At 39.9% G+C, this 25574-nt stretch carries 28 protein-coding genes; 17 read left to right on the top strand and 11 right to left on the bottom strand.

Going from position 1 to position 25574, the window contains the following annotated elements; all coding sequences use genetic code 11:
• The 3 genes from NYE23_RS12970 to NYE23_RS12960 all read right to left on the bottom strand — a co-directional run bounded on the left by NYE23_RS12970 (position 1) and on the right by NYE23_RS12960 (position 2239).
• A complete protein-coding gene (locus tag NYE23_RS12970) occupies positions 1–609 on the bottom strand; it encodes a PadR family transcriptional regulator (protein ID WP_341078376.1) in 609 nt (202 codons plus the stop codon).
• Positions 610–738: 129 nt separating this feature from the next.
• Complete coding sequence (locus NYE23_RS12965) at positions 739–1236, bottom strand: L,D-transpeptidase family protein (RefSeq protein WP_341080722.1); 498 nt, start codon at positions 1234–1236, stop codon at positions 739–741.
• Between the two features lie 127 nt (positions 1237–1363).
• Positions 1364–2239: a metallophosphoesterase gene (locus NYE23_RS12960; protein ID WP_341078373.1), complete on the bottom strand. Its 876-nt coding sequence runs from the start codon at positions 2237–2239 to the stop codon at positions 1364–1366.
• 378 nt (positions 2240–2617) lie between these two features.
• Here NYE23_RS12960 and fadH point away from each other — a divergent pair, with 378 nt between their 5' ends.
• Positions 2618–3382: a 2,4-dienoyl-CoA reductase gene (gene fadH / locus NYE23_RS12955; protein WP_341078370.1), complete on the top strand. Its 765-nt coding sequence runs from the start codon at positions 2618–2620 to the stop codon at positions 3380–3382.
• A 45-nt stretch (positions 3383–3427) separates the two neighbouring features.
• On the opposite strand, the gene NYE23_RS12950 is transcribed toward fadH, so the two are convergent.
• Positions 3428–4210 (bottom strand): C39 family peptidase, encoded by a 783-nt coding sequence (locus tag NYE23_RS12950; RefSeq protein WP_341078368.1) that lies wholly within the window; start codon positions 4208–4210, stop codon positions 3428–3430.
• Positions 4211–4407: 197 nt separating this feature from the next.
• On the opposite strand from NYE23_RS12950, the gene NYE23_RS12945 reads away from it, so the two are divergent.
• The 3 genes from NYE23_RS12945 to NYE23_RS12935 all read left to right on the top strand — a co-directional run bounded on the left by NYE23_RS12945 (position 4408) and on the right by NYE23_RS12935 (position 6897).
• Entirely contained in the window at positions 4408–5622 is a 1215-nt protein-coding gene (locus tag NYE23_RS12945) for an EAL domain-containing protein (RefSeq protein ID WP_341078366.1), read from the top strand.
• Between the two features lie 75 nt (positions 5623–5697).
• Complete coding sequence (locus tag NYE23_RS12940) at positions 5698–5937, top strand: hypothetical protein (RefSeq protein WP_048010654.1); 240 nt, start codon at positions 5698–5700, stop codon at positions 5935–5937.
• Between the two features lie 258 nt (positions 5938–6195).
• Positions 6196–6897 (top strand): DUF3993 domain-containing protein, encoded by a 702-nt coding sequence (locus NYE23_RS12935; RefSeq protein WP_341078364.1) that lies wholly within the window; start codon positions 6196–6198, stop codon positions 6895–6897.
• A 38-nt stretch (positions 6898–6935) separates the two neighbouring features.
• Here NYE23_RS12935 and NYE23_RS12930 read toward each other — a convergent pair whose 3' ends face one another.
• Entirely contained in the window at positions 6936–7172 is a 237-nt protein-coding gene (locus tag NYE23_RS12930; protein WP_341078361.1) for a glutaredoxin family protein, read from the bottom strand.
• A 59-nt stretch (positions 7173–7231) separates the two neighbouring features.
• A complete protein-coding gene (locus tag NYE23_RS12925; protein ID WP_341078359.1) occupies positions 7232–8182 on the bottom strand; it encodes an MBL fold metallo-hydrolase in 951 nt (316 codons plus the stop codon).
• 183 nt (positions 8183–8365) lie between these two features.
• Here NYE23_RS12925 and NYE23_RS12920 point away from each other — a divergent pair, with 183 nt between their 5' ends.
• The 8 genes from NYE23_RS12920 to NYE23_RS12885 all read left to right on the top strand — a co-directional run bounded on the left by NYE23_RS12920 (position 8366) and on the right by NYE23_RS12885 (position 14261).
• On the top strand, positions 8366–8602 hold the full coding sequence (locus NYE23_RS12920; RefSeq protein WP_035328567.1) for a YkuJ family protein: 237 nt from the start codon (positions 8366–8368) through the stop codon (positions 8600–8602).
• Positions 8603–8682: 80 nt separating this feature from the next.
• The gene (locus NYE23_RS12915; protein ID WP_341078357.1) at positions 8683–8832 is read left to right on the top strand and encodes a hypothetical protein; all 150 of its coding nucleotides are present in this window, start codon (positions 8683–8685) and stop codon (positions 8830–8832) included.
• A gap of 51 nt (positions 8833–8883) precedes the next feature.
• Positions 8884–9027, top strand: coding sequence for a hypothetical protein (locus NYE23_RS12910; RefSeq protein WP_341080836.1), 144 nt, complete (start codon positions 8884–8886; stop codon positions 9025–9027).
• 71 nt (positions 9028–9098) lie between these two features.
• Positions 9099–9545 carry a cyclic-di-AMP-binding protein CbpB gene (gene cbpB / locus NYE23_RS12905; RefSeq protein WP_341078355.1) on the top strand — a complete coding sequence of 149 codons (447 nt, stop codon included), beginning with the start codon at positions 9099–9101 and terminating at the stop codon, positions 9543–9545.
• 139 nt (positions 9546–9684) lie between these two features.
• Positions 9685–11184: an MDR family MFS transporter gene (locus tag NYE23_RS12900; RefSeq protein ID WP_341080719.1), complete on the top strand. Its 1500-nt coding sequence runs from the start codon at positions 9685–9687 to the stop codon at positions 11182–11184.
• Between the two features lie 144 nt (positions 11185–11328).
• Positions 11329–12213, top strand: a complete 885-nt coding sequence (locus NYE23_RS12895; RefSeq protein WP_341078351.1) for a LysR family transcriptional regulator — start codon at positions 11329–11331, stop codon at positions 12211–12213.
• A gap of 102 nt (positions 12214–12315) precedes the next feature.
• On the top strand, positions 12316–13026 hold the full coding sequence (dapD, locus tag NYE23_RS12890; protein WP_341078350.1) for a 2,3,4,5-tetrahydropyridine-2,6-dicarboxylate N-acetyltransferase: 711 nt from the start codon (positions 12316–12318) through the stop codon (positions 13024–13026).
• 110 nt (positions 13027–13136) lie between these two features.
• Positions 13137–14261 carry an N-acetyldiaminopimelate deacetylase gene (locus NYE23_RS12885; protein ID WP_341078347.1) on the top strand — a complete coding sequence of 375 codons (1125 nt, stop codon included), beginning with the start codon at positions 13137–13139 and terminating at the stop codon, positions 14259–14261.
• 229 nt (positions 14262–14490) lie between these two features.
• Here the strand turns inward: NYE23_RS12885 and NYE23_RS12880 are convergent, their stop codons facing one another.
• The gene (locus NYE23_RS12880; protein WP_341078344.1) at positions 14491–15351 is read right to left on the bottom strand and encodes a mechanosensitive ion channel family protein; all 861 of its coding nucleotides are present in this window, start codon (positions 15349–15351) and stop codon (positions 14491–14493) included.
• Positions 15352–15587: 236 nt separating this feature from the next.
• On the opposite strand from NYE23_RS12880, the gene NYE23_RS12875 reads away from it, so the two are divergent.
• From NYE23_RS12875 to NYE23_RS12865, 3 genes are all read left to right on the top strand, one after another.
• Positions 15588–17342 (top strand): ABC transporter ATP-binding protein, encoded by a 1755-nt coding sequence (locus NYE23_RS12875; protein ID WP_341078343.1) that lies wholly within the window; start codon positions 15588–15590, stop codon positions 17340–17342.
• An 11-nt stretch (positions 17343–17353) separates the two neighbouring features.
• A complete protein-coding gene (locus NYE23_RS12870; RefSeq protein ID WP_341078342.1) occupies positions 17354–19177 on the top strand; it encodes an ABC transporter ATP-binding protein in 1824 nt (607 codons plus the stop codon).
• A gap of 126 nt (positions 19178–19303) precedes the next feature.
• The gene (locus NYE23_RS12865) at positions 19304–19963 is read left to right on the top strand and encodes a potassium channel family protein (protein WP_061794223.1); all 660 of its coding nucleotides are present in this window, start codon (positions 19304–19306) and stop codon (positions 19961–19963) included.
• Between the two features lie 73 nt (positions 19964–20036).
• Here NYE23_RS12865 and rnjA read toward each other — a convergent pair whose 3' ends face one another.
• Complete coding sequence (gene rnjA, locus NYE23_RS12860; RefSeq protein WP_341078340.1) at positions 20037–21704, bottom strand: ribonuclease J1; 1668 nt, start codon at positions 21702–21704, stop codon at positions 20037–20039.
• Positions 21705–21707: 3 nt separating this feature from the next.
• A complete protein-coding gene (locus NYE23_RS12855) occupies positions 21708–21920 on the bottom strand; it encodes a DNA-dependent RNA polymerase subunit epsilon (RefSeq protein WP_035328587.1) in 213 nt (70 codons plus the stop codon).
• Positions 21921–22557: 637 nt separating this feature from the next.
• On the opposite strand from NYE23_RS12855, the gene NYE23_RS12850 reads away from it, so the two are divergent.
• On the top strand, positions 22558–23334 hold the full coding sequence (locus NYE23_RS12850) for a Cof-type HAD-IIB family hydrolase (RefSeq protein WP_341078339.1): 777 nt from the start codon (positions 22558–22560) through the stop codon (positions 23332–23334).
• Positions 23335–23401: 67 nt separating this feature from the next.
• Here the strand turns inward: NYE23_RS12850 and def are convergent, their stop codons facing one another.
• Positions 23402–23953, bottom strand: a complete 552-nt coding sequence (def, locus tag NYE23_RS12845) for a peptide deformylase (protein ID WP_341078337.1) — start codon at positions 23951–23953, stop codon at positions 23402–23404.
• Between the two features lie 175 nt (positions 23954–24128).
• A complete protein-coding gene (locus NYE23_RS12840) occupies positions 24129–24263 on the bottom strand; it encodes a YjcZ family sporulation protein (RefSeq protein WP_081757237.1) in 135 nt (44 codons plus the stop codon).
• A gap of 263 nt (positions 24264–24526) precedes the next feature.
• On the opposite strand from NYE23_RS12840, the gene NYE23_RS12835 reads away from it, so the two are divergent.
• Positions 24527–25195, top strand: coding sequence for a YkyA family protein (locus NYE23_RS12835; RefSeq protein ID WP_341078336.1), 669 nt, complete (start codon positions 24527–24529; stop codon positions 25193–25195).
• The last annotated feature ends 379 nt before the right edge of the window (positions 25196–25574 follow it).

The following is a 25574-nucleotide window of genomic DNA, read 5'->3' as shown; positions in this document are numbered from 1 at the left end:
TCAATTCTTATCATCCCTTCCGATGGCCATCCTTCGCCTGTTCAGCAGCTTTTCAGTATTGCCATGAGGATCCTGGCCATCTGGCAAATTATCTTTTTGCAGCGTTTCAATTGATTCCTCAATCCATTTAATTTCTGTTTCCAGCTTCATTTCTGCATATCTAATCGAGAGGGTGCCATGCTTGCTGACATAGGAATATCCATTTCTCGGCCACTCCTTTACGAATTTAAGAATATCTGAAGCTTCTTCTTTTCTCTTTAATAAATGGCTGATTAATACTTCAATATCCATATCTTCGTGCCAGGTTGATATTTTCATTAGCAGTTCGTCTTTAATAACGGGGAAAGAAGGAGGAGCCTTCAGCCAATTCTCAAACTCTTTCCAGCCTTTAGAAGTGAGCTCATACATTTTTTTCTTTCTTCCTTCATCTTCCTGTTCGATTGCATAGATAAATCCTTCTTCCTCCAGCTTTTTTAATTTCGGGTATATGCTCCCATAGCTCATTCCCCAATAAAGACCAGCAGCTTTGTGTTCAAATTCAGATTTGATATTATATCCCGTGCTGGGCCAAAAGCTTAGTACAGCAAGGATGGTATGTTCTATAGACAAGAATCCAACTCCCTTCGATATATCACTTTGATATATCAATATGATATGTCGTATTAAAAAATAAATCAACAAAAAATAAAAAACTTTCGCAATTTTTCAGCGAAAGTTTTGTGAAAGGGACGATAATCTCTATGGCTGTATTATTACCCTTGTGCCATTTGGTACTATGCGTGCCAATTGCAGGACATCCTGGTTATACATTCGTATACAGCCTTTGGAAACAGATTTGCCAATTGAGGAAGGGTTATTGGTTCCGTGAATTCCGTAGCCGTACTTTGACAGGGAGAGCCACATAGCCCCATATGGACCGCCGGGATCAGGTTCTCTGTTCACAATTACAAATTCACCAATTGGGGTCTGTGTCAGCATTTTTCCCACTGCAATGGGATAGACTTTTTGTAAGGCACTGTTAGATAAAAGAGTTAAGCTTTTTTTGCCTCTTGAAACTATGATTGTATATGGTATGGAATTAGGTTCAGGCAGTCCTGGTATTACTATTCGCTGGCCGGGATAAATCATTCCCGGATTTACAATGGCAGGGTTTGCTGCCAAAAGCTCGCTTAATGGGCGGCGGTAATTTTGAGCAATGACTGACATTGTCTCGCCGGGCTTTACTATATGGTAAATAGCAGCCACCTCTTTCTGAAAAGGTTTATTTAAATATATGCCTGAGAAAATCATCTTGTAACTTATTGCTTAAATTATGTCCTAAATGCAGCAAGTAAAGGGAAAGCTGCAATGATTTGCTTTCCCTTTACTTGCTGCTGTCTGATTGCAGGGTAAACACCGTCAGTTCAGGTCTGGATAAAAAGCGGAAGGGCAGACGGGTTGTCCCAAGCCCTCTGTTTACATAAAGAGTCAAAGGATCTTGACTGCCAATTTCATAGAAGCCTTCATAGTATCTTTCAGCTTGTGGAGGTTTAACTAAGGCTCCAAAGAACGGGAGTTTTATTTGGCCGCCATGACTATGGCCGCTCAACTGCAGATTTATGCTGAAGGCTGAGGCTGCATCTGCTAAATCCGGTGCGTGGGACAATAAAATGTTATATGATCCATCGTCCATATTTTCGCTGGCAAGCTTTATGTCCGGTCTTCCGAGCATGGCATCGTCAATGCCGATAATCCCGATGCTGCTTCCGGAAAATACGACTTTGCGATTTTCATTCAGCAAAAGAATAAAGCCGGATTCTTCCATAATGGACTTATAGATATCTGAACCATAGCCCCCGTGATCATGATTCCCATAAATAGCAAACCTGCCGAGAGGCGCCTGAATTCTTTTCAAGAGCGGTGCTATTTGGTCTGCTTTTTGATATTTATTGGGTTCGTCCATCAGGTCACCTGTAAAGAAAACAATATCAGGCTTAAGATTGTTTATCTTTTCAATCAATTCTTCCAGTTGTTTCAGGTCATAATGGAATCCTAAATGGGTGTCGCTGAATTGGATGATTTTTTTATTATTGAACGCCTGAGGAATTGCGCTGTCATAAATTTTGTAGTTTGTGATTTCCAGGAGCCGAGGCTCAATATCCCGTGCATAATAATAGCCGCCTGCACTAATACCAAACACAGCAGCAAAAAAGCCGAGAGTTCTTTTTAAAAAAGATCTTCTGGACACTTTTTCCGGCATTGGACATACCAACCTATCTTTTAAAGATTTTTTCTGAGTCAGCATGAGAAGAGAGGTATGGCCTTCTCATTACAGTAACTTTAATACTATCAAACTATCCTATTAAAAAGAAGATTTAACTATGCTTGTTTTTTATCCATTTTCCTTTAAATATATGGCTGTTTTTGCAAGGTTTGCTGCTTTTTTGTATCTTATTTACTGAGTTGATTGGGGCGAGCAGCCTGGAGCTGAAATCAACGGACAACATTGATAGATGAAAACCAACATTATATACGAAATGAGCCAAATTAATTTATTTATAAATAATAGTTCGAAAATTCTATATTTAGTGGTAAAATGTAAATGAATGACCATTCATTTTTTGAGAGGGGAATTAGGATGAAGAATAAAACAGTCATTGTTACTGGCGGTTCCAGCGGCATGGGGAAGTTTATGGCAAAGCGGTTTGCCGAAGCCGGTGCCAATGTGGTGATAACAGGAAGAAACCCGGAACGTCTTGATACAGCCAAAGCAGAAATTGAAACATACAAGGGACAAGTTTTGACCATTCAAATGGATGTCCGTGAGATTGAACATGTTAAACATATGCTAAATGAAACGCTGAGTACGTTTGGGCAAGTTGATTTCCTCGTTAATAATGCTGCAGGAAATTTTATATGCCCTGCAGAGCAGCTGAGTGCTAATGGATGGAATTCTGTAATTAATATTGTCCTGAATGGAACCTTTTATTGTTCAAGCGAAGTAGGTAAATACTGGATTGAAAAGGGGATTAAAGGAAGCATAATCAATATGGTGGCTACATATGCATGGGACGCCGGAGCGGGAGTCATACACTCGGCTGCCGCAAAAGCAGGGGTATTATCCATGACAAGAACATTGGCTGTCGAATGGGGAAGAAAATATGGTATCAGGGTAAATGCCATAGCTCCTGGTCCAATTGAAAGGACAGGGGGGGCTGACAGGCTGTGGGAATCGGAGGAAGCTGCAAAAAGGACACTTCAAAGTGTACCTCTTGGCAGGCTCGGAAAGCCGGAGGAAATTGCAGAATTGGCCTTCTTCCTTTTCTCAGAGCATGCAGGTTATATTAATGGGGAGTGCATCACAATGGATGGCGGCCAGTGGCTGAACCAGTTTCCGTTTTAATGCATGAAAAAGCCGGCTGAATTGTTTTCAGCCGGCTGGCATAACCTATTGGTAGCTTACAGCTCTCGACTGCAATGCCTTCCATGATGAGATAAATCGTTCTTTTGAAACCTTCACCTGTTTTTTTCCTGAGAGGGGGTCGTTTAGAAAAACAAACTGATCATCATACCCGACCAATACGACTGCATGAAGATCTAATGGAGTCTTAATGGTTCTGCCGGAGTGAGTCCAGGATTCCCAGCGGTCAGGAAGCCTATAATCTCCTGTCGTCCAGACGACAGCAGGATATCCTTTGGAAACATGCATGAGAACTGCATCAAAATCCCGGCCTGTTAAATTAACGGCTCTTCCTGGCAGGTATTTATTCACCAATTCTTCAATTGGTTTATCAAAAACTGCGTATCCGGCATTTCTCCCTGTCATATCTCCCACAAATCCTTCTGCAGGATTACCCCATTTTAAAATATCACCTTTTGAGCGAATCAGCGGATCATTATCTTTTTTTACTGCCTTGTGCAAATCCATTTTCCCGACTTGGACACCTGCATGCTGCAGAACCATTGTCAAGCTGGTTACTTCACATCCATACTTCAATTCGGGATTTTGTCTGATTAGTGGAACATCAATGATGACAGATCGTTTTTTAACAGCCGTAGTGGCTTCTGTATTTCGGGCTGTAACTTTCTGCTGGTCCTTCTTTGCGTTGACTGGTATTTGGGCATTCAGCTCTCTTGAATCCATGCCAGTCTCCTGTACAGGACTGGCCGGTTCTGAATGGCCGCAGCCAAGCAAAGGAATAAGAAGGGATATAAATAGGAAGTTCCTCATGAAATACCCTCTTTCTTTTGATGTCCTGATATTAGCTTGTGGAGTAAAACACAGCAATATGATGCAAAACTTTTGCCAAACAATCATTTTTCATCAAGAAGAGGAAGCTGTATTTTGAATAGTAAAAGTTTTAAGCGAATATGGTATAATAACTCATTAATCGCAGTTTCACTTTATTTATATAGGGAGGCTAGGACATGGATGCATTGGATATCCTTACAGATTTGGATAATGTATTTCCCTATTTCCAGCCAATATTCAGTGCAGATGAGCATCGTGTCATTGGTTATGAGGTATTAGGCCGATATAAAGGCTCTGATGGGGTTATCAGTCTGGGGCCATTCTTCCAGGATCAGAATATTCCTGAAGAATTCCGGATTGAGGTTGATTTTGAAATATTAAAAAAGGCTTTAGGCAAGGCACAGCATCTTGATAAAGATGTTCTGATTTTTATAAATAGAGATGCTGACTTGCTCATGTATAATGATGGGGAACACTTTTTAAATACCCTCCAGGAATATGAAAAAAAAGGCATAAGCCTTGACCGGATTGTATTGGAAATTACCGAAGGGAACTACAAAGGCGATATTGACCACCTGGATCATCTTTTAAATTATTACAGGACATATGGAATCAAGTTAGCAATAGATAAACTTGGAAATGAGAGCAGCCATCTTGATCGGATCGGACAATTGGCTCCTGATATTTTAAAGGTAGATCTGGAGTCCATGAAATCGAATGCATCTGCTTATAATTTTAATGATATCCTCTATTCTTTATCCATGCTTGCAAGGAAAATTGGAGCAAGCCTGCTGTTTGAAAATATTGAAATGGTCTACCAGCTTCAGTATGCATGGAAAAACGGGGGCCGTTACTATCAGGGGTATTATTTGCAAAAACCTGCAGAAAATTTTCCGGACAGAGATATTTTAAAGGAAAAATTACGAAAAGAATGCCACAGGTTTATGGTGCATGAAAAGAAAAAACTGGAGTCCTTGCATCAAGTTACAGTTGAGTTCAATGACAAGCTGATTGATTTTGTAAATAAAAACAAAAAAAATACTGTATATGAAGAAACCTTGGAGCAGATCGCCCTTCTTTTGGACGGGGCAGCTTTTCGCCTGTATATCTGCGATGAAGACGGATTTCAGAAATCTGCTAATTACTTCAAAAGGGAAGGAGGATGGCTAACCCAAAATGAATATCTTCATAAAAATTGGAGCTGGCGTCCGTATTTCCTTGAAAATATAATGAAAATGCGAATAAATAAAAAGGGGATCCTCTCTGATTTATATACCGATATTGAGACAGGTGAAACCATAAGGACTTTTTCCTTCCCTCTTAATGCCAGTGATTACTTATTTGTGGATTTATCATACGAATTTTTATACGAACATGATGGATTACTATAAGATTAAATTTTAAGTATAAACACTCTTGATTTGAGGAAATGTAAGTGTAGAACTTTCCTCAAGGAGAGATTAACCATGAGCATGTACACATTGATCATACTACTGATCGGACTTGGGATACTTGTATATTCCTTAGTTTACACTTTGTTTATTGGAAAAGAAAGAAAGGCAGTAAAGGGCGATATCGATGCAGAACTGCCGGATAATGTTCAAAAGCATGCATATATCAGGAATCCTATTTTCTTGACATATGCCATTTGCTTTGGAATCCTTCTTGTCATGATTACTTATTTTGCACTTACATGGACTTGGTAAAGGCCCTCCACTGGAGGGTCTTTTTTTGGGTGCTAAAAATGGACTTGATCATTTTACAATATTTTCATCCAAAATAATTATGTGCTTTTCCGTCTGCTGCGTTAATTCTTTGTCAATACGGGTAGATTCTTAACAAGAAAAGAATTTTCCTGTCAAAACGTAAGAGAATTTCGGGAACGAATGCAGGTATCAGGAGATTTATTTGCTGGTAAAATTGAGGGTACAAACAAAGTGATGGATAAAGAAAGGGAGAGTGGAATGTACAAGCACATAATAGGAATTATTATCACAATTGCAGTCATGATCGCAGGGATTCCTTCTCATACTCATGCCGAGAGAAATACTAATAAAGAAGAGGTATACGAATTCCTGCAGAATGCCTTTCAAGCACAGGTTGAGCTTAGCGGGGAAGAGCGAAGCATGAACGAAGTGGAAGAATTGCTTGAGCCATATTTTTTTGAAGAAGCTAAAAATCAGTTTCTAAAAGAAAATCTTGTTTCAGAAAATGGCAAATACTTTACCCTTGGAGGAGATGCAGGCGCATACTACATTCCGTTTTTCACATATTCGGATCAAACAAAAGTTGTTGAAGAAAACGGTAAAGTTTATGTGTATGAATATTTTCCGGAAAACCATGAAGGACCTGTAGGTTATGACAGCCATTATGAGGGAATCTTGCTGGAAGAACAAGGCGGAAAAATGAAAGTCGCCAAATTTCTGGGTGAAAATATTCCCGGGAAAATAATAAACAAAGCTGAGGGTGAGCAAGAAGCAGCAAAACAAACTTCTTTTAAAACTCCTGAAACAAATTGGCTAAATAAGCCTTCCTATCAATTCGGATTCCTGTTAAATCCATTTGATGCCATGTTTCGTTCAGGAAGCATGCTCTTAACAGATAATCAAGGTATAATTGGTTTGTTTGAACAGCAGGAGCTGAACGGTCAGCTGGCAGCCAATTAAAAGAGCTTAAAAGCTTAACGGGCTTTTAAGCTCTTTTTTTATTCCATTCCCAGAGCTGATCTAAGTTTTTCCAGGTCAAATCCCCTAATGACGGTGTTCCCGATAACCACAGTTGGCGTGGAAAAGGAGCTAAACTGCTTTGTCAGCTCTTTCTGTGCAGCGGCATCTTTTTTTATGTCTTTAATTGTATAGGCATATCCATTCTCATTCAAAAACATTTTTGTAATTTCACAGGGCGGACAATCCGGCTGTGTATATAAAACAATCTCTTTCATGTTAGCATCCTCCCGGCCTTTTGTTACTCTATCATAAAGCAGGATGTTCAAGCAGGCAATCAGTTTGCTTTATGCAGGTAATCAATCAACCCCATTGAGCAAACAGCGATATCTACAGAAAGAATCTCGTATACAGGGTGGTCAGATGGGACGCCTTTACCATTCAGATAAGTTTTAACTTTTTCTTTGAGGATGGCTTGAGCTGCCTGTGTCTGCTGATTTATAGACCCGCCTCCTGATACCGCAGCTTCACCGGCATTCATGAATATCTTAAGCCAATCTTTTATTTGCCTGTAGACTTCTTTTGGGTTTGAACTCATGCCGTAATGGCCAAAGAGAATAAATTCAAGGTCCATTTTTTCGTACATGTCAATGGATTCGAGCATTTTCCCTGGATTGAATTGATTTGGTGAAGTTGAGGGCAGATACATTTCAATCCCAAGCTCTTTTAACTGCGGATAAAATACACCAGCTGTATCTCCTGAAAACATTCCATTTAATGCAGGGTGAAAGATACTGAAGTGGTGATTGGCATGTCCGGGCGAATGATAAAATTTCAGTGTGCAATTTGGGCCTATTTCAAGCTCTTCTCCATGCTCTTTTGTGATAATCCTATCCTCCGGAACAGGTAATATTGGATTAAACAGTCCATCGAATTGATCACCATAAACGGCTTTTGCACCGGAGATTAAGCGTGAAGGGTCTGCTAAGTGCCTGGCACCTTTCGGGTGGACAATTACCTTTGCGTTTGGACAGTGGGTTAATAATAAGCCTGTGCCGCCGGCATGATCAAGATGAATATGTGTCACGATGATATAATCAACTTCCTCTGGTGTAAAGTGAAGCTCGCTTAGACCTCCCAAAATGTAGGGTATCGAGGGGCTGGCCGAGGTTTCAATCAAAGTCAGCTTCTGTTCTGTTAAGACATATGTACCGGTACGTTTTTCCATTGAAAGGTCAAAATCATCAATTAAATAGAGGTTTTCCGCCAATTTTTCAGGTTTTGCCAAAAAAAATCACGTCCTTTATAAAGCTTTTGCTTGTACAAACACCTGTCAATATTTTATTCTGTTAATATTGGTATGTAAAGCGCTGAGCTTGAATATTCTGAATTTATTTCTTAAGGATAGAAACATGCCAAAAGAGAAACCTAAATGTGAATTATGGGTTTTGTTTTGGAAAGGAGAGAGAGCATGTCACAGCTTCAAGGTATATTAACACGATTAAAGAGCTTACAGGAACAAGCGACAGGCGGAGAGCCGATGCAAAGATTTTTTGAGGTGAATGGTGAAAGAAAATGCCAGGTAACTTTTCATCCGAAAAATGAAACATTTGAGCTGGAAGTATATAACGATAAAGAAAAGCCAAAAAGATATCAATTCGACAACATTGATATGATCACAATCGAAATTTTCGATTTGATTCAATAATCCACCACATACATAAGGGGCCTTTTTGGCCTCTTTTCTTATATGTGCTTTAATAATAAACCAATTGCAAGAGGTGTGAAATGTATTACCTGCTCATGATTATGCTGTTTTTTACTGTTCTGCTTTTGCTTGCAGATTTAATTAATACAAAAAAAGAAGTAATCCGGATCAGGAAAACTCTTGAAGAAATGAAAGAAATTTTAAACGACAATAGAGACTCGAAAAAATAGGCATTGAGAACAATAAGAAGTATATGATGCTTTAAGTTGAGGTGAAGCAGAATGATGCCAACTGTAACATGTCCAGCCTGCAGCGCAGAAAAAGAAATTGATGCCGTATTAACTGCACAATCCAATCAAAATGTTATTTTTCACTGTCCTGACTGCGGCTATGAAGTTAAAGACATTCAAACCAGTAAAGGATAATAGGCGCAAAATACCGGAGACTGTGATAAAATGGTTAAGAAGCATAACTAATTTTTGAGGAGTTTTCGGTGATGATCAGTCTTCATAGCGAGGAATTTTTAGAATTTAACATTAGTGATTTCATGATTCCTTCTGAACGGGTAGCACATGTTCAGGTTGGCAATAACCTTGAGCATGCCCTCTTAGTACTAACTAAAAGCGGTTATACAGCAATACCTGTACTGGACCCGCAATATAAACTGCAGGGCTTAATCAGCACACCTATTATCATGGATTCCATTCTCGGTCTAGAGCGGATTGAATTTGAGCAGCTGGAGAAAAAAAGGGTTGAAGAGGCTATGAACAGAAATATCCCCCGGCTTGATGCTGAATCTTCTATACAGGAAACGATCGCTCTATTAGTTGACCATCCATTCATATGTGTGGAAAACAAGGAAGGCTACTTTGAGGGAATACTGACTCGCAGAACAGTATTGGATCAGCTAAATAAACATATAAGACGATTAAATAAACGATAAAAATCAGCTCCCCGCAGTGGGAGCTTGCTTTATTTCCAATGATGAGAATTGATATGCTTTAATTAGGCTTCATTTGCAGGCGTTAATCATGTTTTAAATCTTGGAGGGGAAATGCTTGAGTCAGACTTTACATAATAAAATGCCTGAAGGAAAGAGGAAGGTTACGAAAAAGCCTTTTGTGCTGGCTTCAGTAATGCTTGCCATGTTTATGGGAGCTATTGAGGCAACCATTGTATCTACTGCAATGCCTGCAATAGTTGGAGATTTGGGCGGATTTGCTTTATATAGCTGGGTGTTTTCAGCTTACCTGCTAATGAATGCTGTGACTGTTTTAATTTACGGCAAGCTTTCGGACTTATTTGGGCGGAAGCCCGTTTTGACGTTCGGGATTATCATCTTTTTAATTGGTTCCATTTTATGCGGTTTTGCTGAATCGATGACAGCACTGATCATTTTCAGGTTAATACAGGGTTTTGGTGCCGGAGCCGTAATGCCAATAGCAACAACTATCGTCGGAGATATTTATACAAAAGAGGAAAGGGCACAGGTGCAGGGGTATTTATCAAGCGTTTGGGGAATTTCAGCTATCATGGGCCCGGCAATAGGCGGGCTTCTGGTTGAATTTGTCAGCTGGCGATATGTTTTTTGGGTTAACATTCCTCTTGGCATCATGGCTATTGCAGGCTTGTGGCTTTTCCTCCATGAAAATGTGGAAAGGAAAAAGCATCAGATCGATTATGCAGGAGCTGTACTATTAACTGTTTCCATTTCATCCCTCATGTTTGTGCTTGTGGAGGGAGGAACCAATTGGGCATGGAATTCCATTGAAGCAATCAGCCTTTTAGCGGTCAGTGTAATTGCTTTTATTTTATTTATCCTGCAGGAACAAAATGCTGCAGAACCAATGATGCCTTTTAATATATGGAAGGAGAAGCCGATATTAATTGCCAATTTGGCTTCCTTAACAACCGGTGTCATGCTTATAGGGATTTCCAGTTTCCTTCCGGCATTTGTACAGGGTGTCATGGAAAGATCACCGATAGTAGCCGGCTTTACACTTACTACGATGTCCATTGGATGGCCGATAGCTTCTGCAGCGGCAGGCAAGCTGCTTTTAAAAATTGGTTTTAGAAGTACATCTGTCATAGGCGGAGTGTTTTTAATTGCGGGGAGTATTATGTTTGTTACACTCACTCCTGAAGCGGGACCCGTGTGGGCAGCAACGGGGAGCTTTTTGGTCGGGGCAGGCATGGGCTTGACCACTACAGCTTTTATTGTATCCATTCAGAGTACAGTGGAATGGAATCAAAGGGGAATTGCGACTGCTGCTAATATGTTTATGAGAAATCTGGGCAACACCATAGGAGCAGCCTTGCTGGGCGGAATTCTGAACAGCCAGATCAAATCATATATACAGAAGAATGGTGAAGGCATAGACGCCAGCTTATCGCTGGAGTCAGCAAATGTACTATTAAATGAAGATGCAAGAAACAGCATGGATGTGGTAATGAAGGAAATTCTGCAAAATGGCCTTACCGTTTCGCTTCATTCGGTGTATTATGCCGTGCTGTTATTTGCAGTGATAAGCTTCTTATTGGTCATTGCTCTGCCAAAGCATGAAAAGGAAGTCGCCGATTAGGCGCCAGGAAATCTCTGCATTTATCGTGCAGAGATTTTTATATTTCACTTCTGGAACTTTATCTCCAAAACCATTATGGATGATAAAGAAATTCAAAAGTAATTAAGATATACTATAAGAAAAAGTTATGAAGGGAAGATGTTTATGTCTTCACTTACAGAATTTCATCTTTTATCGGTGCTGGCACAGGAAATGAATATGAGGAAAGCGGCTGAGCGTTTATTTGTATCGCAGCCGGCTCTTTCACAGCGCCTTGTGAATATTGAAAAAGAATGGGGAAACAAGCTGTTCCTCCGCTCCCAAAAGGGATTGTCTCTGACGCCGGCTGGAGAAATTGTTATTCAATTTGTAAATGAAGTTCTGGCAAGAGAAGAAAAAGTTAGGGAGTCAATTACTGCCCTTAATTCTCAGGTTCATGGAACGTTAAAAATTGCAGTTGCTTCAATTGTAGGACAGAATTGGCTGCCTCAGGTTCTTAAAAAGTTTGTCAGCCGCTACCCCCAGGCAAAAATTTCTCTGATTACCGGCTGGAGCAGTGAAATATTAAAATCTCTTTATGAGGATCAGGTTCATATTGGAATTATCAGAGGGACTCCGGATTGGAAGGGGATTAAAATTCCTTTATTTAAGGACAGTCTTTATCTGGTTGATACAGAGATTACAAGGCCGGAGCAGATACTTGAAACAGACCGGCCATTTATTCAGTTTAAGAGTGATTCAAACTATTACCAGGAAATTCAGGACTGGTGGCTGCGGCAGTTCAAAACTTCGCCAAAAAGGACAATAGTAGTTGACCAAATTGAAACATGCAAGCAAATGACTTTCAATGGAATAGGGTACGCCATTCTCCCGGCCATTACGCTGAATGGTGCAGAGAAAAATATTTTTAAAATCCCGCTGCTTGATGAGAATAATTTGCCGATTAAGCGTGATACGTGGCTTCTAGGCTACGAATCTGCCTTTCAGCTCAAGCAGGTGCAGGCATTTGTTGAGTTAATAAAGGAGCATATTGAAGAAGAAAGACAATAATATCGTGTTTTCTTTTCTGCCATTTATTTTTCTTGTTTTCATCGCTTTTGTTTGTTAAAGTAATCCTAGTTGCAATGTTATACATAGAGGAGGATTTTTATTATGAAAATGATGGATGCCAATGAGATTATTTCTTTTATCCAGAACAGCACAAAATCCACACCTGTAAAGGTTTATATTAAAGGTGATTTAGAAGGAATCGACTTCGGAGCCTCAGCAAAGACCTTTGTAAATGGCAGCACCGGGGTTGTGTTTGGTGAATGGTCTGAAATTAGCCAGGCGATTGAAGCAAATCAGTCAAAAATTGAAGATTATGTAATTGAGAATGACCGCAGAAACTCAGCGATTCCATTGCTTGATATGAAAAATATTAAAGCGCGCATTGAGCCGGGTGCCATCATCCGTGACCAGGTAGAAATCGGTGATAACGCTGTAATCATGATGGGTGCTTCCATAAATATCGGAGCCGTAATCGGAGAAGGCACAATGATTGATATGAATGTTGTACTTGGCGGAAGAGCTACAGTCGGCAAGAATTGCCATATCGGAGCAGGAACTGTATTGGCTGGAGTTATTGAGCCTCCTTCAGCAAAACCTGTTGTTGTAGAAGATGATGTAGTAATCGGAGCAAATGCAGTGGTTCTCGAAGGTGTAACTGTCGGCAAGGGAGCCGTAGTTGCGGCAGGTGCGATTGTCATTGATGATGTGCCTCCATATACTGTGGTGGCAGGCACACCAGCTCGTGTAATTAAAGAGATTGATGAAAAGACTAAGTCTAAGACAGAAATTAAGCAGGAACTTCGCCAATTATAATAGTTAAAAAGCGTGGATCTCGATCCGCGCTTTTTCTAAAGGGATAATTCATTATTGCTATTCTGTGAAAAAAATATAAAGGGGCATTGTTAACAAGGGGGAAGATAGTTTTGGTCACAATCAATCCATTCGTTGCATTACGGCGGGAGCTGCATAAAATACCGGAGTTAGGGTTCCGTGAATTTAAAACACAGCAATTTCTATTAGATTACCTGTATACTCTACCTCAGGACAATATGGAAATTAAAACTTGGAAAACGGGTATTTTTGTGAAAATCTCCGGCAGGAATCCCTCCAGGATGATTGGGTATCGTGCTGATATAGACGGCCTTCCCATTGTAGAGGAGACAGGCCTGCCGTTCAAATCCGAGCATAGTGAACAAATGCATGCCTGCGGACATGATTTTCATATGTCTATTGCACTTGGCCTAATAACAAAATTCATAGAAGAACGCATTAACGATGATTTACTGTTTATATTTCAGCCAGCTGAAGAAGGGCCTGGCGGAGCAGAACCGATGCTTAAATCTGCAATAATGAAGGATTGGAAGCCGGATATGATATTGGCCCTGCATATTGCTCCGGAATATCCTGTCGGAACCATCGCATTGAAAGAAGGCTTGCTCTTTGCAAATACGTCGGAACTTTTCATTGATTTAAAAGGAAAAGGGGGACATGCCGCATATCCGCATAATACCAATGATATGGTCGTGGCAGCATGTACCCTGGTCAGCCAGCTTCAGTCCATCATTTCAAGGAATGTTGATCCCTTGGACAGCGCAGTAGTTACAATCGGAAAAATAACAGGCGGAACCGTTCAAAACATCATAGCTGAAAAAGCAAGGCTTGAAGGTACCATTCGCACACTATCCCCAGAATCAATGAAGAAAGTAAAAAGCAGAATTCAGGCACTTGTCAAAGGAATTGAAGTTGGGTATGAATGTAAAGCTTCAATCGACTACGGAAGCATGTATCATCAGGTTTACAATGAGGAAACCTTAACAAGGGAATTCATGGACTTTGCCTGCACCAATACAGACATTAATATGGTTGAATGCCGTGAAGCTATGACAGGTGAGGACTTCGGCTACATGCTTGAAGAAATTCCGGGCTTCATGTTCTGGCTTGGAGTCGATTCAGAATATGGACTTCATCATGCCAGACTGAATCCAAATGAAAATGCAATCGAAACTGCAATTGAATTGATTGCAGCATATTTAAAGTATAAAGGCTGAAGCACATTTAACTATAAAAAAAGCTGATTTCATATCATCCTTTTTGGATCTGTGAAATCAGCTTTTTTGCTTTCGGTTTATCGCAGTTTAACGGGCAGTAAGACCCCTGCTTCAAGACTCAGAGGTGCAAAGAGGGGATAAGTGGGGGGTAACTGCCCGTAAAGGCCCGATTGGTTCAACTAACAATCAGTGGGGGATAAAGAAAATCCCCACTGATTGAAGTTTCACTTTATCCGGCAGAACTATCTGTTCCAGCCTGTTTTTGAATAAGCACCTGATGGGGGAATGGAATTTCAATCCCACTGGCTTCCAAAGCTTCCTTCAGTGCTTTTCTAAGCTGCCGTTCAACAGACCACTGTTCCATGTTTTCTGTCTTGGCAATAATTCTTAATACAACATCAGATGAGCCTAATGTTTGTATGCCAATGACATTAGGTCCTTCAACAATCGCCTGGTTTTCCTGAGCGATCCTGTCGCATGCTTCCTGAAGGACTGTGATAGCTTCATCAATTTTGTCATCATATGAGATTCCTATATCAACCAGTGCGCGCATGTTGCCGCGGGAATGGTTGCTCAGACTGGTAATCTCCCGGTTGGGCAGATAATGCAAAGTTCCGTCAAACCCTCGGATTTGAGTGGTTTTTAGTCCAATTTGCTCCACAATTCCTGAGTAGCTTCCAGTTGTTACATAATCGCCTACATCAATTTGCCTTTCCAGCAAGATGAAAAATCCTGTTACTACATCGCTGACAAGTCCCTGTGCTCCAAAGCCGACTGCTAAACCGATTACCCCGGCGCCGGCAAGAATGGCAGTTGCCTTTATCCCAAAAATTTGCAGAATCGTAACAGCGAAAATAAAAACAAGAACATATGAGAATATGTTTTCAGCAAGACTTAGCAGTGTTTTTGATCTTCCGGGAGATATTCTTTCCTTTTTTGCAATTCCCTCAAAGCTTTTTTGGATGATTTTATTCCCCGCTGATTTAACGATTAAAAATGCAAAATAGATAGCTGCAAGTTTTAATAGAATAAGTCCAGCATCAATCAGCAGGGCTTCCCAATTTAGTTGCGATAAATTTAGATATTCCATCTACCCTTGTCCTTTCAATATTATTAAAGTCATCATTTTATCGCAACAGTGTTTTATATGCAAACGGTTAGCCTTTCCAGCAAATGCAATACTTGAGAGAACAACTGAATAAGATTGATTTTAAAAAAAGTGAAAAACCAAACAAAAAGGGGTGGAAAAATACTTCGAAACTCGATATATTTAATATTACGTTCTAACTTTTCTAATTTTTCCGCAAATTAAAAGGGGGAATGCAGATGGAAACATTTAAGAAGTTAAAGCAATATTATTGGCCATTTAAACATTACTTTATATGGTCCATATTTTTTCTGTTTATTGTGACAGCGATAACAGTTGTGTATCCAATAATCCTGCAGGTGACAATTGATGAAGTTGTCATTGGAGGGAATTATAGGTGGATACCTTATTTGGCTTTAGGCTTTATTGCCATAATGGCCGTGAAGGGTGCAGCGACTTATATTCATCAGTACACTGGTGATTTATTTGGAATCACATCGGTCTATAAGCTTAGAAATGTGTTATATGAAAAACTGCAGTTTCTGCCTTTCAGGTATTATGATAATGCAAAAACAGGGGATTTAATGTCCCGGCTTACTGCAGATGTTGAGGGATTCCGGTTCTTTCTTTCATTCGGATTTTCTGAACTCATTCGTTTTTGTTTATTGATCCTCATCAGTATGTCGGTCATGTTTTATTATTCTATTCCACTTGCTATTGTCACACTTATTACCCTGCCTTTTCTTGCAGTAGTCACCTTTAAATTCGACAAAGCTGTGCATCCGGCTTTCCGGGGCATCCGGAAATCATTCGGGCGCCTCAATACAAAAGTTCAGGAGAATATAAGCGGAATTAATACTGTGAAGTCATTATCACGGGAAGATTTTGAGATTAATAAATTCAATGACTCTAACAATGAGTATAAGGATAAATATCTTTTTACATCGGATATTTGGGCCAAATACTTTCCGTTAATGGAGTTTCTGGGTAATTTAAGTGTTGTACTGCTTCTCGCTTACGGCGGTTATCTTGTGATGGCCGGCAGTCTGAATCCAGGGGAACTTGTCGCCTTTTACAGCCTTGTCTGGTATATTATGTGGCCAATTATGAACTTAGGCTTTATTGTTAACCTATTTTCACAGTCAAAAGCCTCCGGAGAGCGGCTCATTGAGATCCTTGAAGCAGACAATGAGATTGAGGATACCGATTCATGTGTTCATGCAGAGCGTTTGCAGGGAGAGGTGGAATTCCGCAATGTTACCCTGAAATATACGAAGGATGACAATGATGCTTTATCGAATATCTCTTTTCATGCTGAGCCGGGAAAGGTGATTGGGTTAATCGGCTCTACGGGATCAGGTAAAACGAGCTTAACACAGCTTATGACAAGATTTTATGAGCCGGTTGAAGGTAAGGTGATGATTGATGGGATAAATGTGCAGGATTACTCTCTTCAGTCTCTGAGAAGAAACATCAGCTTTGTTCTTCAGGAATCTTTCTTATTTTCTTCTTCGATTAAAGCAAATATTGCATTTGGGAAGCCTGACTCAACCATGGAGGTAATTATTGAAGCTGCCAAACGTGCACAGGCTCATGAATTTATAATGGAGCTTCCTGATCAATACGATACCATTCTTGGCGAGAGGGGCATGGGGCTTTCAGGCGGCCAGAAGCAAAGGATTGCGATAGCAAGGGCTATTTGTGCAGATCCCAGCATATTAGTTCTCGATGATGCAACAAGCGCCGTGGATATGGAAACAGAATTCAGAATACAAAAAGCTTTGAAAGAAGTAATGGCTGACCGAACTACTTTTATCATTGCCCACCGGATTTCTTCCCTTAAACATGCCGATGAAATACTTGTGCTTGAGAGCGGGAGAGTGGCTGAACGGGGGACACATGAAAAGCTGCTTAAAAATAATGGCCCATATCAGCGGATTTACGATATTCAATATCAGGACCGGGATAAGGTTCTCCAATCAAATGCAGGCTAGGAGGTGCGTCCTTGAAAAAAACTAAATCGGAAAATGACAAAGTGTTAAACAGGTTCCAATATTCAGCTGACGAAGTGATCGAGAAGCCATTTAATTGGAAGCAGATGCTGCGGTTATTCAGTTATATGGAGCCGTACAGAAAAGATTTACTTCCGCTCTCCATCATAATGGTATTAATAAATACGGCAGTCAGGCTGATCATTCCTATCTTGATTGGTGTGTATACGTTAGATAAAGCTTTAATTGAAAAAGACGGCCGGATGCTTGCCGTCCTGGTTTCATTGATTGCAGTACTTTACATCATTTCATACGCTGCAAACTACTTAAGGATTAAATGGATGAATAAGCTTGGCCAAAGTGTTATTTATGACCTTCGAAAACATTTATTTACACACGTACAGACGCTTTCACATCGTTTTTTTGATCAGCGTTCGGCAGGATCCATATTGGTAAGGATCATGAATGACATTAATTCTCTTCAGGAGCTTTTTACTAATGGAGTCATAAATCTGCTGATGGATTTGATCATGCTGGCAGGAATTCTTATTATTTTATTTACACTAAGTCCGGAACTGACCCTGGCAATAATGGTCATCCTGCCCATCATGTTTTTTATTTCAACCAGTTTGCGGAGAAATATCCGCAGGTCCTGGCAAACTGTCCGGTTAAAACAATCCAAATTGAATTCTCACTTAAATGAGAGTATACAGGGAATAAGGATTACCCAGTCTTTTACACAGGAAAAAGAGAATATGGCATTCTTTGATGGTGTGAATACGGAGAACTTTGAAAGCTGGAGGGTTGCCTCCCAGAAAAACGCTATGTTCAGACCGCTGGTTGAATTGACCAATGCCCTGGGTACCGCTGTACTGATTTGGTTTGGGGCCCATCTAATTCAGACCGGGTCAATATCGATCGGCGTATTTGTTTCTTTTGCCTTTTATTTAGGGATGTTCTGGGAGCCAATTTCCCGGCTTGGTATGGTTTATAACCAGCTGCTCATGGGAATGGCTTCCTCTGAAAGAATCTTTGAATTTCTTGATGAGAAGCCAATCGTTTCTGAGAGGGACAATGCTGTGAATCTGCAGGAGATAGAAGGCAAGATAGAATTTGAGAATGTCACTTTTTCTTACGATGGAAAAAGAACTGCCTTAAATGGAGCTTCCCTTGAGATAAAAGCAGGGCAGACAGCAGCGCTTGTCGGTCATACAGGATCTGGAAAAACAACGATTGCGAGTTTAATCAGCCGTTTTTATGATCCCTCAGAAGGTACTGTAAAAATAGATGGCTATGATTTACAGGATGTTTCTTTATCAAGTCTGCGCAAGCAAATCAGTGTCGTGCTTCAGGATACTTTCATATTTTCCGGCACAATCCGCGATAATATCCGTTTTGGCAGGCCTGATGCCACGGATGAAGAAGTAGTAAAAGCAGCCAAAGCAGTCGGTGCGCATGGATTCATTGAAAAACTTTCAAAGGGATATGAAACCGAGGTGGAGGAAAGAGGGAATATATTATCGGTCGGAGAGAGGCAGCTGCTCTCCTTTGCCCGCGCTTTGCTTGCAGACCCGCGTATTCTTATCCTTGATGAAGCTACTGCAAGTATTGATACAGAGACTGAGATGAAGATCCAGCAGGCTTTAAAGACTCTTTTGAAGGGCAGAACAGCCATAATTATCGCTCATAGGCTGTCCACGATCCGGGAATCTGATCAAATCTTCGTGCTCGATCATGGAAATATTTTAGAGCAGGGGAATCATGAGGAATTGATGAATGTGAAAGGTGAATATTTTCATTTGGTTAAGGCACAATTCAATATGCTTGAAGCAATTTAATGAACAAAATGAAACCTCCAGCCGGAGGTTTTATTTTGTCAGGAAGTAATGACTGATCACTATACTGCTGTGTGTGCTATTATGGTATTATTGTCTATATTGCTAACTTTGCTGGGGGAAGATAGGATGAAGAAAGAATTTGCTGTTATCGGACTTGGACGTTTTGGAGGAAGCATTTGCCATGCTCTAGCCGAAGAAGGAATGGAAGTAATGGCGATTGATGTAAATGAAGACCGTGTAAACGAATTTGCCAGAGTTGCTTCGCACGCAGTAGTTGGCGATACCACGGACGAATCCGTCATTAAGAGCTTGGGAATACGCAATTTTGACCATGTTATTGTGGCGATTGGCGATAATATTCAAGCTTCTATCCTGACAACCTTAATTTTAAAAGAGGTAGGAGTTAATAAGATTACAGTTAAGGCGCAAAATGATTATCACGCTAAAGTATTGAGGAAAATAGGCGCCGATCATGTTGTTCATCCTGAAAGGGATATGGGCAGAAGGATTGCCCATAGTATTGTGTCAAATAATGTTCTGGATTATCTGGAACTCTCTGATGAGCATAGCATAGTAGAAATCGTGGCTAATGAAAAACTTGCCGGCCACAGCATTATAGATCTAGATATTCGTGCAAAGTACGGAATCAACATTGTTGCAATTAAAAGAAAAAATGAAATTATCGTTTCTCCGCAGGCAAATGAAAAAATACAATTTGACGATATTCTTATTGTTATTGGAGCAGACGTGGATATTAACCGTTTTGAAAAAAAAGTGATGTCATAATTTGAAAAAGGCTGTATCTCTCATGTGAGTGATACAGCCTTTTTTTGTATATATTTATACCTCTTGGGATCTTTTAAACTTCCATGATAATCGGCAAGATCATTGGACGGCGCTTAGTTTTTTCATAAAGGAATGGTGCAAGCGTGTCAGTAATTTCATTCTTGATTTCTGACCATTGAGTTGTTCTGCGTTCCATTACCTTGCTTAAGTGTTTGGTGATGAGTGCCTGTGCATCATTGATTAAATCTCCTGATTCTCTCATATAGACGAATCCGCGGGAAATTAAGTCAGGACCGGCAGCGATTTTGAAGTCCTTCATATTGATGCTCACTACGACAACCACTAACCCTTCTTCAGAAAGAATGCGGCGGTCCCTTAATACAATATTTCCGATATCACCGATTCCGCTTCCATCAATATAGACAGATCCAGACGGAATTTTTCCGGCTATCTGAGCAGAATCTTCGCTGAGAGCCAGAACTTCACCATTATCCATGATAAAGCAGTTTTCTTCTTCCACTCCACAATCTACAGCCAATTTGGCATGCATTTTCTGCATTCTGTATTCACCATGAATCGGCATGAAGAATTTTGGCTTTATTAAACGAAGCATTAGTTTCTGTTCTTCCTGGCCGCCATGACCGGATGTGTGAATATCACTTAATTTACCATAAATGACTTCTGCACCTGCACGCGAAAGTCTGTCAATCGTTCTGCTGACACTGATTGTGTTCCCTGGAATAGGTGAAGAAGAGAATACAACGGTATCGCCAGGAATGATTTGTATCTGGCGATGCGTTCCATTAGCAATTCTTGAAAGGGCCGCCATAGGCTCTCCCTGGCTTCCTGTACAAAGAATTGTCACCTGGTTGGCTGGAAGTCTGTTAATTTGATGTGCATCAATAAAAGTATCCTTTGGTGCCTGAATATATCCTAATTCCTGTCCTATATTTATGGCTGCTTCCATACTTCTCCCAAAGACAGCAATTTTTCTGCCATTTGTAACCGCCGCTTCAGTCACCTGCTGAAGACGGTGGATATTAGAAGCAAAGGTAGCAAAGATAATCCGTCCTTCAACTTTGCGGAAGATGTCATGAATGCTGTCGCCAACCCGGCGTTCAGACATGGTGAATTCAGGTATTTCACTGTTTGTGCTGTCTGAAAGCAGGCAAAGGACACCTTCTTTACCGATTTCAGCCATTTTCGTCAGGTTAGCCGGCTCTCCTACAGGGGTAAAATCAAATTTGAAATCCCCGGTATGAACAACTTGTCCTGGTGGTGTTTTGACAACGATTCCATATGAATCAGGAATACTATGAGTTGTTCTGAAGAAAGTCACGGAAGTTTTTCTGAATTTAATGATATCGTCTTCCTTGATTTCATGAAGAGTGGTCTGTCTTAATAGTCCGTGTTCTTCAAGTTTATTTCTCAGGAGCCCCAGAGCCAGCTTTCCGCCGTAAACCGGGATGTTAACTTCTCTTAGAAGATATGGAATTCCTCCAATATGGTCTTCATGTCCGTGAGTGATAAATAACCCTTTTATCTTATCTTCGTTTTTTACTAAGTAAGTGTAATCAGGAATAACATAATCGATTCCTAGAAGTTCGTCTTCAGGAAATTTAATTCCGGCATCAATCAGGATAATTTCATCCTGGAATTGTACTGCGTAAGTATTCTTTCCGATTTCCCCAAGTCCCCCCAGGGCGAAAACGGCTGTTTGATCATTTTTAACGAATTTCATAAATTACTCAATCTCCAATACTTTAAAGTCTTCACTTTGTTTTTCATATTCCAGGAAATCTCCTTGAACAGATGCGACAAATTCAATATTATAGTTGCGGTCAGCCAGCTTTTTGCGAACATCTCTTTCAGAATCGCCTTCCACAAAAATAGTTTTTGTTTTTTCTCTAACCGGTACCTCTGTCTTGGATTCCTGATAATATACCTTGAAAATCATTTCTATCTCTCCTTAATTCGATAAAAAACTTTTATCTTATATATAAAATAATAACATGTATTACATGTTTTTTCCTGCGGGATATGAATATTAATTCTTCTCAATGCTTAAACGCTTCCGAATCTATGTAAAAAGTATACTGATAACCAATTTACAATAAGGAAGGAGCCCTTCGCAAGTTTGAAGGGCTCAAATTTGTCAGGCAATAGATTTTTTTCGAAGCATTTCATTCCACTGTTTTAAAAGCTTCTTTCTCAGCTTCTTTAACATAGTGGATCAACTCCTTACTTTCTATTTTAAACGATCCTTGTCCAAAGTAAAGGCAGCAGGGAAGTTTTAAACAGATTTTTGTTATTAATGTGGCTTCTTTTGATACTGTCCAGGTCCACAGAGAACGCTTTGGCAGGCTGCACTCTTGTGTTTTTTATAGTATGCGATCCTTCGCGGGCAAGGAGATTCCGCTTTTCTTAATTATATTATATGGTAAAATAGTTAAATCTATCGTGGGTAAAAATGGAAATTGCCATTGTTTATAGTAATGAAATTGACTTTTTTACTTTATGGGTTTAGTGTTTTATTACGATAAAATATGTAATAGAAGCCAGCAGAATAACGCTTGAAAGGAAGTTTGTTTTATATGAAAAAGATTGTTTTTTTTGATATAGATGGGACTTTACTGGATCACGAAAAAAATTTGCCGGACAGTACGAAAGAGGCAATTGACAAGCTGAAAAAGAATGGGGCCTTTGTGGCGATTGCGACCGGCAGGGCTCCTTTCATGTATGAGAACTTGCGCAGTGAGCTTGATATTGATTCATTTGTCAGCTTTAACGGGCAATATGTCGTATTTGAAAATGAGCCGATATACCGAAATCCTCTAAAAACGGCTGAAATTGAAAAGCTATATCGGCATGCACAGTCAAACGGACATCCATTAGTGTTTATGAATGAGAAAACAATGAAAGCCTCAGTAACCCATCATCCTTTTATTGAAGAAAGCATGGGGAGCTTAAAGTTCCCGCATCCTGAGGAAGACCAGAAGTTTTACAGCGGCAGGGAATTATATCAATCACTGCTGTTCTGCGAGGAAAAGGATGAGGAAAAGTATATTTCTTCATCTGCATATCCTGATTTTGGTTTTATCAGATGGCATCCATATTCCGTTGATGTTTTGCCTGCTGGCGGGTCCAAAGCTGAAGGGATAAAGCAAATGATTAAAAGGCTCGGATTCGATTTGAAGGATGTATATGCCTTTGGAGATGGGCTCAATGATATAGAGATGCTGAATGCTGTCGGAACAGGGATAGCAATGGGAAACGCAGATGAAGTGGTTAAGAAGGCAGCAGATCACGTAACATCCGGAGTGGACCAGGAAGGAATCTGGAAGGGACTAAAGGAACTACAATTAATATAGCAGTGCAAAAAGCCTCCGTTCAATAGCTGGAGGCATTCCTTTGTTGCACAGTGAATGCATTTGCATTCTATCGTTCTATAGCAATGGCATTTTCAATTGGCTGAAACGGATTTTGTTTGTTAATGTGATCATAAAACATGATTCCGTTCAAATGATCAATTTCGTGCTGAAACACAATAGCAGGAAGCCCTTTTAGCTTGAGTTTAATTTCATTGCCCCCTAGGTCAGTACCTTTAACAGTCACTTTTGCATATCGGGGTACTAAACCGGGTATGGATTCATCAACAGACAGACAGCCTTCTCCTGCAGCCAGATAAGAACGCTGCACAGAATGGCTGATGATCCTAGGGTTGAAGAATGCATAACTGAACAGCTCGCCGTTATAGGTTACATGAACAGCGATCATCCTCTTGGAAATATTAATTTGAGGAGCAGCTAATCCAATGCCTGCCCTTAATCCATATTTAGCAGCAAGCTCAGGATCCTGGCTGTTTTGTACATATTCCATCATTTTCCGCAGGATTTGTTTTTCTTCTGCAGATGGAGGCATGTTTACTTCCGCAGCAATTTTCCGTAAAGTTGGGTGGCCGTCGCGTATAATATCTTTCATGCTCAGCATGATTATCACTCCCGCTATGTAATAAAGAATAAAAAAGTGGCTAAATTATTGGCAAGAAGATCATATGGAAAGCCAAAAACTCGCCAGGTATTAATTTTATATTATAATATTCAGTCTAGCAGAGCGGTGCAAAAAAGTTAATAAGAGAAGGCGCTTTTAGCACCTTCTCAAGTAATTAAAACTTCCAGCAAGCGCAGCCAACTATGATTAAGAGAATGAATAATACTACAATTAACGCAAAACCTCTGCCGCAGCCGGCACCCGCTACTGGATAACCGCATCCATAACCGTATCCGCCATATCCGTACATGAAGGATAACCTCCCTAAAGTAAGATTATCGTCCATCTTTTTGCCTTGCCACATCGGACGATTAATATAGCCTATGTTTTAAATGATGAATGGTGTAGGCCTTTGCCCAAGTCATAAAGGAAAAATGAAGCGAATAGATTTTAAATACACTTCTAAAAAGGAAAAACTGTGAACTGTTGTGAAAAGTGTCAAACCAAAGGGCTATTGTCAAACCGGGCAGGTACCTTTATAGTTAAAAATGTTATAAGTAAGGAGGTTTCAACGTGTCAATTTTGAACAAAAGCAGACTGCTGCTTGTTTTTATAATAGTGGCTATCTTCCTCTCGGGCTGTATGAACAAGCCAAAACCAGAGGAGAAAGTGTATGATGTTCTGGAGAATGTAGTTGCAAAAGAAAAGGATTTTGAAAAGCAGCAGGAACCGCTCGTGAAGCTGGAGAAAAGAGAAAAGGAATTATACGATAAAATTATTAACCTGGGAATGAAGGATTTCGAGGAAATTAAGAAGCTGTCTGACGAGGCTTCCACCATTGTGGAGCAGCGGAAAAATCATATGGAGAAAGAGCAGAAAAGCATACAGGCTTCAAAAAAGGAATTTGATTCATTATCTCCAATCATAGAGGAGATAGAGAGTCAAAAATTGAAAGATAAAGCTAAAGAACTGTACGAAATTATGATGGACAGGTATAAAATACATGACACCCTTTATGAGGATTATTCCAAAGCGCTGCAATTAGATAAGGAACTTTACGCAATGTTTAAAAAGGAAGATCTTACTCTAGAGCAGCTGGAAAATCAAATTAGCGAAATAAATGAAATGTATGAAAAGATACTGTCTTCAAATAAGCAGTTCAATGAAAAAACAAAAGAGTACAATGAAGCAAAAATGGAGTTCTATAAAGAAGCAGGGCTCGAAATAAATACAAAAGAATAATATTTATGCCGGCATGTTAAATGCGCGGCATTTTTTGTTTTTTGGCTATTATTGCGTATGGAGACACCTTATCAAAATGAATTCGCTTTCATTGTTTTGTGTATGCGTCTTTATTTTAAAATAGTGACAGGTGAAGTTTCTTTACTATAACACAAGAAAATATAATAGTTTTTTATAGTACAGATATCGTATGGACGTTAATACAGTTTTGGAATTTGATATAGAATATAAAAAGTATGGTAACTGTGAAAAACAAAAGGCAAGGTAATTGACGAAGGTCCTGAAGGTGTATTAAACTAAAACTCGTAAGTATTTCTGTATCAATTTTGTTGCAAAATAAACTAATACAGAATATGATAGTTAAAGATGAACAGAAAGA

Source organism: Cytobacillus sp. FSL H8-0458, assembly GCF_038002165.1.
Classification (GTDB): domain Bacteria; phylum Bacillota; class Bacilli; order Bacillales; family Cytobacillaceae; genus Cytobacillus.
This window is presented reverse-complemented; position numbering and strand designations above follow the sequence as displayed.